General features: G+C 44.5%; 10 protein-coding genes and 2 pseudogenes. 1 reads left to right on the forward strand and 11 read right to left on the reverse strand.

The window, feature by feature from the left end:
* Positions 1-48: 48 nt before the first annotated feature.
* The 11 genes and pseudogenes from BUC02_RS03775 to BUC02_RS03825 form a co-directional block, all read right to left on the reverse strand.
* Positions 49-1,410, reverse strand: coding sequence for an ATP-binding protein (locus tag BUC02_RS03775; RefSeq protein WP_073318769.1), 1,362 nt, complete (start codon positions 1,408-1,410; stop codon positions 49-51).
* Between the two features lie 297 nt (positions 1,411-1,707).
* Positions 1,708-1,866: a hypothetical protein gene (locus BUC02_RS16110; RefSeq protein WP_175549790.1), complete on the reverse strand. Its 159-nt coding sequence runs from the start codon at positions 1,864-1,866 to the stop codon at positions 1,708-1,710.
* Between the two features lie 191 nt (positions 1,867-2,057).
* The gene (locus tag BUC02_RS03780; protein WP_073318771.1) at positions 2,058-2,471 is read right to left on the reverse strand and encodes a hypothetical protein; all 414 of its coding nucleotides are present in this window, start codon (positions 2,469-2,471) and stop codon (positions 2,058-2,060) included.
* A 291-nt stretch (positions 2,472-2,762) separates the two neighbouring features.
* Entirely contained in the window at positions 2,763-2,981 is a 219-nt protein-coding gene (locus BUC02_RS03785) for a hypothetical protein (RefSeq protein ID WP_073318775.1), read from the reverse strand.
* Positions 2,981-3,232 (reverse strand): DUF3990 domain-containing protein, encoded by a 252-nt coding sequence (locus BUC02_RS03790; protein WP_073318778.1) that lies wholly within the window; start codon positions 3,230-3,232, stop codon positions 2,981-2,983. Before BUC02_RS03790 ends, BUC02_RS03785 begins: the two co-directional genes overlap by 1 nt.
* A gap of 44 nt (positions 3,233-3,276) precedes the next feature.
* Complete coding sequence (locus BUC02_RS03800; RefSeq protein ID WP_217653062.1) at positions 3,277-3,567, reverse strand: DUF3791 domain-containing protein; 291 nt, start codon at positions 3,565-3,567, stop codon at positions 3,277-3,279.
* Between the two features lie 84 nt (positions 3,568-3,651).
* Entirely contained in the window at positions 3,652-4,659 is a 1,008-nt protein-coding gene (locus BUC02_RS03805) for a virulence RhuM family protein (RefSeq protein WP_073318781.1), read from the reverse strand.
* A 480-nt stretch (positions 4,660-5,139) separates the two neighbouring features.
* Positions 5,140-5,271, reverse strand: a pseudogene (locus tag BUC02_RS16715) (hypothetical protein); the annotation flags it as partial.
* Between the two features lie 41 nt (positions 5,272-5,312).
* Positions 5,313-5,537: pseudogene (locus BUC02_RS03815) on the reverse strand (helix-turn-helix domain-containing protein); the annotation flags it as partial.
* A 571-nt stretch (positions 5,538-6,108) separates the two neighbouring features.
* Entirely contained in the window at positions 6,109-6,789 is a 681-nt protein-coding gene (locus BUC02_RS03820; RefSeq protein ID WP_073318787.1) for a hypothetical protein, read from the reverse strand.
* Between the two features lie 19 nt (positions 6,790-6,808).
* Complete coding sequence (locus BUC02_RS03825; RefSeq protein ID WP_139261003.1) at positions 6,809-8,218, reverse strand: AAA family ATPase; 1,410 nt, start codon at positions 8,216-8,218, stop codon at positions 6,809-6,811.
* Between the two features lie 317 nt (positions 8,219-8,535).
* Between BUC02_RS03825 and galE the strand changes: the two genes are divergently transcribed.
* A complete protein-coding gene (gene galE, locus BUC02_RS03830) occupies positions 8,536-9,447 on the forward strand; it encodes a UDP-glucose 4-epimerase GalE (RefSeq protein ID WP_083564368.1) in 912 nt (303 codons plus the stop codon).
* Positions 9,448-9,511: the final 64 nt, after the last annotated feature.

Below are 9,511 nucleotides of genomic sequence, written 5' to 3' on the forward strand. Positions count from 1 at the left end.
TTTTAAAGCAACTTACCGGCCTCTTTCAAAACGCCTAGATTATAAAAGCTATTTCTTGACGACTTCCCAGTGACCGCCCCTGTCGGGACCAATACGTTTGACAAGCCCCATTTCAACAAGTTTTTTCAAGTTTTTAGCGACATTGGCGCGGTTAATCCCAACAACCTGTGCAATTCCCTCCTGCGGCGCAGAGGGGTTTTGCTCTATAGCGGAAAGAATCTTCCTTTGATTTTCTGTAATATTTTCTGTATCTTTTTCTGTATCCTTTTCTGTATCCTTTTCTGTATCCCTGTCAACAGCTTTCCACACGGTCACACGTATTCCGCAACCAATTTCCTCAATCCTGGGAACAGGTAAACCGGCCTCTTGGAACAGCCCTATAACGCGGGTAACACCGGAACCGTACTTTTCAATCTCGCCCAACATATTGAAGTGGTTTGCAATCGCCTTATTCCGAAGAGTGGACAAGTAATTTCCCGAATTCAAATCGTCAGGAGTCATCCCATCCATCAGTTTTCCCGGATTGAAAAACTCTATACGATCATCAAAAATTTTGACGCACGATTCCGATGCCGAACGATAATCCCTGTGAACAATCATATTCAAGATTATTTCCCTGATGGCCTTTAGCGGATAATCCCAAACAAGATCATTTTCAAGTTTGTCGCTTATGACGACCTGACAATTGATGTGCTTTTTCACGAACTCATAAATTTCTTCTACCTGGCTCACCAAATCGCCATGGGCTTCGCCCCTGTCCTTGATTATTGTCGGGGACTGGAAAAAGCCCATCTGCACAGCCGTGTTTACATGCCAATCCTTTGCGAAAAGCATTTCGGCAGCAAAAGTAAGCTTTCCTTCCCGCAGCAATCGATTCTTGCGCAAAAAATCAAGGGGATCCTTGGAGATATGATACCCTCGCTCGTTGATACGCCGAATACTCTGCACGACCTTTTTGAGGGAGATGTCGTCCATCGAACCGGAATCGTCAAGTACAAAATCCCAGCTAGAATTCTGAGTACGCAACGTGCAATCCCCAATCTCAATCGGGTTCATCGCATGAACACTGTTCTCGTGCCGAATAAAGTAACGTCCCTGCACCGCCACCGGCTTTATCGGGCTTTCCTTGACATTTATCGCAACAAGCGTCTTCCCTTTGTACTTTACGACTTCAACATCGGGGACCTGCACAGGTTCCGTCTTACTCTTGATTTCGTTAAGCCATTTCTGTAAAGATTCCTCGGCAAGTTCCAAACCAAGTACTCTATCGCACGACTTCAGCCCAACAAAGATGACACCTCCGTGCTTGTTGGCAAACGCGCCCACAGCCTCGATAACCTCTTGATTGAAAGAGGATTTGAATTCCACCGTAGAGGATTCGCCAGCCTTGATTACCGATTCGTACCGCATTTACAACCTGCACATTTGTTCACTATCAAATATACACAAACGCGGGGCGGTTGTCAATAGCCGCGGCAAAAAAAGTTAATTAAGCAACTTATTGTTGACAAAAGTGACTTGCGGGCGTTCCCTGCTGCGCAGGGGCTGGAAAAAAATACCCAAAGTTAATTTCAAGCAATCCATTTAAATCAGCCGGCTTGCAGGATTGAGCAATATCAGACAAATCACCAATTTCAAAAATCAATTATTTGCGAGCCGATTTTCTGGTTCCGGTACTTTCTGCTAAAAGAAAATCTTTTTCTAGAATCAAATGAATCCGGCCTCTTTCAAAATCAAATCAGCCTTACGAATTTGCTCGGAAAAGTCCTGCTTTCCGCGCACCTTGGTAGCGCGTTCGGCCGCCAGGGCGAACGCAAGGGCTTCTTGCCCCTTCAAGGTCGGTATAGGTCTGATTTCAAGTGCCATAGTATAAATATAGAATCAACTCAACCAAAATGCAACAACAACCATAATGGAACACTCCAAATCTAGACACTAAAATCAAAAATCGTGCAATCTATTGATTGCAAGGTTTGTAAAAAAATTTCTCAAAAGGGTGGGTTGGGCGGGCGGAAATCCCCGGCGGGGCCGGGGACACAATTTCAGGCAATCTTATTTCACATAGCGGTTCTTACAAATCGTTCTAAGCGATAAATATAATCATAAGGAATTTCATAACGACATCCTTCGAAAGCAAAGAGTTTCCCATCGACACCATCGTCAAAGCGGGCTATATAACAGAGTGTCCTCAGCGCAGTCAAAAGACGATCATGGTCAATTTTTCTACCATCATAGGCACCGACAAACTTCAACACACGCATAATCTTGCCGGTCTTTATATTATCAATCCACCCAAACAAGGCATCAAACCAACACCGATACTCCTCATAAGCCCACTCCGAATGCTCTTTATAAGGGGAAACCTTTTTCGTTAATTCAATTTCTTCTACGCAAAGCTCACGAGCATAATCCAGGAACAACTCCTGAAGCACTTCTGGGGTAATACTCTTGGCCACATTTTCATTTTTCATGTTTAATCCTTTTTTGTTTGTTTAACATGTCGGGTTATAAAAAGCCTCCCAACATAGGCACAAAAAATGTAGCCTATAAAAAAAGGATTTCACGAAAATCTATACGGGCGTTCCCTGCTGCGCAGGGGCGGGCTCTCGCGGCCGAGTTTATCCTGAGCGAAGCCGAAGGACCTGAGGGCCGAGCGCGGGATACGAGCGGCCCTCCCGGCCCTACGGGCTTCGATCTCCCCTAAAGGGGACCATAGCCACTAAGCAGCAGAGCTGCAAGTGGCTGTAGGCCTAACGCAAAAACTACCGCTTAGCTAAAAATTCTTCGCGCACAAGTTCGTAAATGTAATCGGCGCTACGGGCACGCAATCCCGTGTCAGGCGCGTTCAATGACTCGAACACCTTCGTCTTGTATATGAAGGCGAAAGCGGATTCCAAATCCAAGGAGAACTCGTTCATCAAAAGCTGAACGTTTTTCTCGACAATTTTTGATACGAGAGATTCGCTTTGAGCTGCCGTCATTATTTTACCCGATGCAAAAGTGAAATTGCCCGATCCGTCAAAAAGCAGAACTGATTGTTCAGGTCCTTGTATTCAAGTTCCTTTGCCAATTCTTCCAGAGTCCGCAGGCCCTCTTCGTACAAATTCAACAAATAGGCAACTCCGTCATCTGCAATGGGCCCTATAACGACATCATATTGATGGGTAAATCCCGCCGAACGGCTCCGATTCTTGTATATGAAATCCGCCCATTCTACGCAAACCTTTTCCAAAATCCTTGTAGGGCTTGGTCTTCCCCAGATTAATTTGGGAAAAGTCAGAATTGGTCCCATGATACAGAATCATCCAATGGCCCCACCGTTATTCTTGCAGACGGCGACAAGGTCGTCCAAGGCATCTCCACAGGCAGAAGATGTTCCGAAGGATAGCAGTCATCCAGAAACCGAATTCCCTTAAACTTGCACAGGTAATCTGCCGCCCCCTGAAGCGTCATTTGGAAACGCCGCGCAAAAAGACGGATGCACATGTTCACGTAAGGTATTTTGTACTTGTCGGCCATAATTTGAATATAGATTATGTAGTCGTTAAAAACAAGCCAGGTTTTCATTTTCGGGCAGAAAAAGGAGTCAAAAACATATAAAAGGCGTTCCCTGCTGCGCAGGGGCGGGCTCTCGCGGCACGAAGCCGTGGCTTATTTCGCAGACTTATCGTTGGACAGTTTCTTTGTCTCTTCCAAGAATAGATCGAAATCGCTTTTCAGGTTGGCCAATTCCTTTTGACGGAACAGGCTGTATTCTCGCTCCGCCTTCTCCATGGCCTCATCGTGGCTTATCTTCCCCTTGCCTTCCAGGATTTTCCGCTGGCTCATGACAATCTGACTGTCCAGAGCCGCAACCCAGTCCTGCATTTTCATCGGCTTTTCGTCAAGGGCCTGCAATTCGGCGAAATCAAGAAATTGCGACACCATCAGGTTCAAACGCTGGAGTTCCTTTTCCGATAGGTAGTTCTTGGCGATTTTCACATCGTCTTCCGTGATGTAGTTCCCCTTGAAATTTGTCATGCCGACGAACGGTTTCTCGCTATCAACACGCTCGTAGATAAGCTCTGCCGCCGTATGCTCGTGGACGGCATAATGCAGCTTGTTCTGGACGGTAGCAAAGAAATCCTTCGTAATTTTTTTGCGGGGGTCGTAGTCAATAGATGTCGCATAGATATCCGTGACCTGCTGGTAGAAATTGCGTTCAGACGAGCGAATGTCGCGGATTCGCTGCAAAAGTTCCTTGAAATAACGGTTTCGGCCGTTTTTCAGCCTTTCATCGTCAAGGGAAAAACCCTTCTGAATGAATTCATGCAGCCTTGCCGTGGCCCACCGCCTAAATCTTGTGGCTACAGGGGACTGGACACGGTAACCGATGGCGATGATGACATCGAGATTGTAATGAGCAATCTTTCGATGAACCTGCCGTTTTCCTTCTTGTTGAACTAACAAGAATTCCTTGTGAGTTGCCTCCTTAGGCAGTTCCTCGTCCTTGTATATGTTGTCGATGTGTAAGCTTATATTTTGCTGAGTGGTCTCATACAGTTCGGCAAGCTGAACCTGAGTCACCCATACATCTTCATCGGCAAAACGCACCGAAACGTCAGTTTTGCCGTCTTTATCGTGATATAGCAGAAATGTATTTTCCAGCTCGCTTTTCATACTGCACAAATATACACTATTTTATCAAAAAGTCAATACCCAAATTCGTTTTTTTTGAAAAAAGGGCGTTCCCTGCTGCGCAGGGGCGGGCTCTTGCGGCATAAAATTGCGGCCTCACGCCGCAATTTTTCCACCTAGAGGGCCGAGCGAAGGACACCAGCGGCCCTCCCGGCCCTTCGGGCTTCGATCTCCCCTAAAGGGGACCATAGCCACTAAGGCAACGAGTTGCCAAGTGGCTGGAGGCCTAACGCAGAAAGCGGGAAAAAAGATGCTCTATTGCAAGCGGCTGGAGGCCCAACTTAATCGCAAGAAAGGCAATTGTTGCATTAGCGACTTGAAACTGCCTAGATTATAAAAGCTATTTTTTGACGACTTCCCAGTGACCGCCCTTGTCGGGGCCAACACGCTTGACAAGACCCTTTTGTTGCATATTCTGAGATGAACCCTTATCGTATCGCGATTCTTTCCGCATATTTCCGCTAACGCTTGGATAGTTATTCTTGCATTGCTTTGAATTTCTGATATAATTCGCGCATCAAGCCCAGACGCATTTTCATACGGATTTACATACGGGTTTTCCCGCCTCAAAATGCTGACCATCATGCCACCCATAGTCGCCTGGATCGACGGTGCAACAAGACCGGCGTTTTAAGGATATTCACATCAGGAACAATCCCCATAAGCGAAATAATCTTATTCGGGATATCCTCAGCCAAATTTTTCGCCTTTTCCACGCCGACAACATTACCGTCGTCATCGACTCCAACGTACAAAGTCCCGCCTTGGGCATTGGCAAAACCGCATACCCATTGCAGGTATTCGTCCCGCCAGTTCTTTTTGAACTCGACATTCTGCGACTCCGACTTTGATTCAAGCATATCGTCTTCTAAATTTTTCATAAATATTTTGCAAAATACATGTACATTTGTTCACTATGTCAATATACAAAAAGATTATGTCCTAGTCAATACCCGCGGCGAAAATTTTTCATTATGCAACTATAGTTGACATCAATGGGCTACGGGCGTTCCCTGCTGCGCAGGGGCGGGCTCTCGTGGCCGAGTTTATCCTGAGCGAAGCCGAAGGACCTGAGGGCCGAGCGCGGGACACCGGCGGCCCTCCCGGCCCTTCGGGCTTTGATCCCTAACGCAGGGATGTTCAAAAGCAATTATGGAAACACAGACCAGCCGCCCATCTAATGCTTGTATGAGCAAAACTGAGACTCTTCGCATACAAAGACCGCAAGATTCTCTAAACAATCTCGCCTTGATGCAACATCGGTTGGCAAAAACAAGGTGATTTTGTATACTTTAAATCTGTCCTAAAAATGGGTAGCAGACAATTATGGGGAAGCATACAATTCGACCTTTAAAAAGAAAGAAAAACTAAAAATAAAAACAATTCCCCGCATTCGCAGGGAAAATTACAAAAATGGATAGCGGGCTGAAACTACGAACTTATTTTTTTCAAAAACTGATCTGCACTTAGAACTTCCACTTCATCATACCATAATTTGGAATTTCTGAAGCGAATCAAGCAAGATTGCAATTTTGAAAAATAATTTGTTTTAGACACATCCACACCGCCCATGTCTGAGCCAATTTTTTCATAAATTTCGTTTTCAGAATTTTCACCATCAATCACGGCGTAAAAGGTCAACATATATTTCGTCGTAGACCTTTTTTGCTCATTAATTTGGGGGCTCATTATTTTTTCAAACGTATGAAAACTTTCCATTGCTTTAAGTTGGATGTTTTCCTGAAGTCCCTTATTTTTATATCGGTCCCTTTCCTTTAGCAATTTTCCATATTCTTTGCATGGCTGATTTTTAATTATGGGACATATTGTCAATGCCGGATTAAAATTAGATTCATTTATCAGTTTTTCAAAACCTGATTTAAATTCCACAAAACAGATTCTTTTGGATCGCATAAAAATTCCATCAGCAGAACATGCATGCTGCTTTGGAAAAAAAGAATCGCTTATCTTATCAAAATTCCAACCTTCAATATTTGACTCAACGAAAAAATTTCCATCATCGGATTTTGATATGGCCGAAACAGTACTTTTATATTTGCCACACGACGTATTTAAGTACTCTTCCGCAGAACCAAACAAATCAACAGCCATAAAAGCACTCCTAGCGCAGTTACATGCCTACAATATTATCGTAAAGATTTTTCATTTCTGAAAAGCCCTTTACAAAATCCGCATAAATCGGTTTTAAATCTTGCGAGACATCAACATAATTAACAAAAGAATTGTCGCTTTTTATAGCTTGATAAAAATTTGTGCGATTTTTGATATCATATTGGCGAGTCATTGCATCCAAAGCCAACAAGAAATTCTGACTATGCGTCGTCAACAACACATGGCATCCGATTTCCTTTACAAGAAGAACAACCATCTCGGCAAACTTATTCTGCCAGTCCGGGTGCAAATGACATTCTGGCTCATCAAGAATCAGCAATGATCGTTCAGAAAGATCTCCCGACATAATGAGCATTTTTAATATCGAAAACATTTTTGCACCAGTAGCCAGATTGGAAATATCCAGCTTGGCTCCGTCAGTACCTTTATAGAATTTCGTCTTGTTTTCAGACACAAATGTACCAGGTAACACAGCATTCATTCGGTTCGAAATTTGTTTGAACTTCGCCATAGCCTGTACTTTTTCCCAGACATTTAATTCCTGCATATTTTTTAACCGAAAACGCAGATCATCTCTATGGCGTAATATTATGTTAGAATTAATAAAGGATTCCTTATGTTGTGCCGATAAAGCAAACTTTGAGAACTGATAATCATCTTCAACAACAAATGGATCATCTATGTAAAATACATTAGAATATGGTTTCCGATCAAGGACCTTTCGAAAGCCTTCCGGATACCCCCCATCCTGTAAAACAACATACATACATCTTTGGCCCCCCGACGTAATTTCAATTGAAACTTTTGAAGAAGGTTCTTTGACAGGGGCAACTTGACCAGAGAATTCAACATCCAGCTGTGATCTAACAGCTTCCTTTATATAATTTTCTAACTCAGGGTCATCGTTTATTTTTTGGATAATCTCATCAACATAAGCTATAGACTTTCCCTTATCCATCTCAAATTTTTCTGATGAATATGTAGGATCGTCCATGAAGCCCCAAAAAAAGGTCTCCTTTTCTTTCACATTATTAAAGTCTACTTGAACCAAAGCCTTTTTAAAGGACGACAGAAAATTGTCTATTTCAGAAACCTCAACATCATTAAACAACTTCGAATCTACAAAAACAGCCCTAAGCGTCATATCTGCGGTTGATGCAAATGATTTTAGAGCCGATTTTACCATTAACGGGAAAAAATTTGGTATTTCTTTCAAATGAGTAACAGCGTAATCAAAACGATCAATCATCGCTTTAAACTCGTAGTTTTCGACACTACGAACTAATGCATAGGCGGCCTTACCCACAGTAGACTTTCCACTGTTATTCGCCCCTGTAATCACAGTCAATCCGTCAATATCTATTGACGAGTTCTTTACAATTCCAACATTATCAAGTTTGATTTGCATATTTTCATATCCTTCGCCGTTAATAATAGCAAAGACAACTTTTATTACTAGGAGACATTTAGATAAAATATAACTAATAAGCGGAAAAAAACTCACGTCTCTACGGGACAGGCAATGAGTTTTACATTTTGCAAAACATTGTTTGCAGCTACAAACAGGATATTAACGGATTATTTCACATGCATCAAAATCCCCCCCCGCCATAATACGCCCTCAAAGGGGCGGGTGGGCGGACTTCCCCGGCCCGCGATACACTTGGATTGGCTGGTTTATTGTTATATTTACCCTTCAAAAGACAAACTCGAGAAGGATTTGTTATGAAAGTCTTGTTGACAGGTGGAGCCGGATACATTGCATCGCATACAATTATTGAACTCTACAAAAAGGGTCATACCGTTGTCGCCGTCGACAACCTCGTGAACTCTTGCGAGGAATCACTCCGCAGGGTCGCCGAAATTGTCGGGCAGCCCATCCCCTTCATCAAGGCAGACGTCCGCGATGCCGCCGCCATGGACAAGATCTTCAAAGAAAACCACTTTGACGCCTGCATCCACTTTGCCGGCCTCAAGGCCGTAGGCGAATCAGTCTCCATGCCGCTCGAATACTACGAAAACAACATGAACGCCACGTTCGTGCTCCTGAACGCCATGCGCAACAACGGCTGCAAGAACCTCATCTTTTCATCGTCGGCCACCGTATACGGCAACCCGGTCATGATCCCGATTACCGAAGAATGCCCCAAGGGCAAATGCACGAACCCCTACGGACAGACAAAGTCCATGCTCGAAGAAGTGCTGATCGACGTGCAGAAGGCAGACCCCGAATGGAACGTGGTGCTGCTGCGCTACTTCAACCCGATTGGCGCCCACCCGAGCGGCAAAATCGGCGAAGACCCAAACGGCATTCCGAACAACCTAATGCCTTACATCACGCAGACCGCCGTGGGCATCCGCAAGGAACTCGGCGTGTTCGGCAACGACTACGACACCCCCGATGGAACCGGCGTGCGTGACTACATTCACGTCTGCGACCTCGCCTCGGGCCACGTGAGCGCCCTCAAGGCCATCGAAAACAAGTGCGGACTCGCCATTTACAACCTGGGTACAGGCCACGGCTACTCCGTACTCGACGTGGTAAACGCCTTTGAAAAAGTAAACGGCGTCAAGGTGCCCTACAGCATCAAGCCCCGCCGTGTAGGTGTCAGCTACCCATTTTTAGGACTGGTTTAAAGTATACAAAATCACCCTGTTCTCATCAACCGATACTCCATTGGAGCGAGGTTGTTTAAGGAGT

This window comes from Fibrobacter sp. UWOV1, assembly GCF_900142495.1.
In the GTDB taxonomy this organism is placed as follows: domain Bacteria; phylum Fibrobacterota; class Fibrobacteria; order Fibrobacterales; family Fibrobacteraceae; genus Fibrobacter.

Excerpts from the sequence above, each read along its gene's own strand:
- BUC02_RS16110 (WP_175549790.1), bottom strand. The coding sequence starts at position 1,866 with ATGGCACTTGAAATCAGACCTATACCGACCTTGAAGGGGCAAGAAGCC.
- galE (WP_083564368.1), top strand. The coding sequence starts at position 8,536 with ATGAAAGTCTTGTTGACAGGTGGAGCCGGATACATTGCATCGCATACA.
- BUC02_RS03805 (WP_073318781.1), bottom strand. The coding sequence starts at position 4,659 with ATGAAAAGCGAGCTGGAAAATACATTTCTGCTATATCACGATAAAGAC.
- BUC02_RS03780 (WP_073318771.1), bottom strand. The coding sequence starts at position 2,471 with ATGAAAAATGAAAATGTGGCCAAGAGTATTACCCCAGAAGTGCTTCAG.
- BUC02_RS03800 (WP_217653062.1), bottom strand. The coding sequence starts at position 3,567 with ATGAAAACCTGGCTTGTTTTTAACGACTACATAATCTATATTCAAATT.
- BUC02_RS03820 (WP_073318787.1), bottom strand. The coding sequence starts at position 6,789 with ATGGCTGTTGATTTGTTTGGTTCTGCGGAAGAGTACTTAAATACGTCG.
- BUC02_RS03825 (WP_139261003.1), bottom strand. The coding sequence starts at position 8,218 with ATGCAAATCAAACTTGATAATGTTGGAATTGTAAAGAACTCGTCAATA.
- BUC02_RS03775 (WP_073318769.1), bottom strand. The coding sequence starts at position 1,410 with ATGCGGTACGAATCGGTAATCAAGGCTGGCGAATCCTCTACGGTGGAA.
- BUC02_RS03785 (WP_073318775.1), bottom strand. The coding sequence starts at position 2,981 with ATGACGGCAGCTCAAAGCGAATCTCTCGTATCAAAAATTGTCGAGAAA.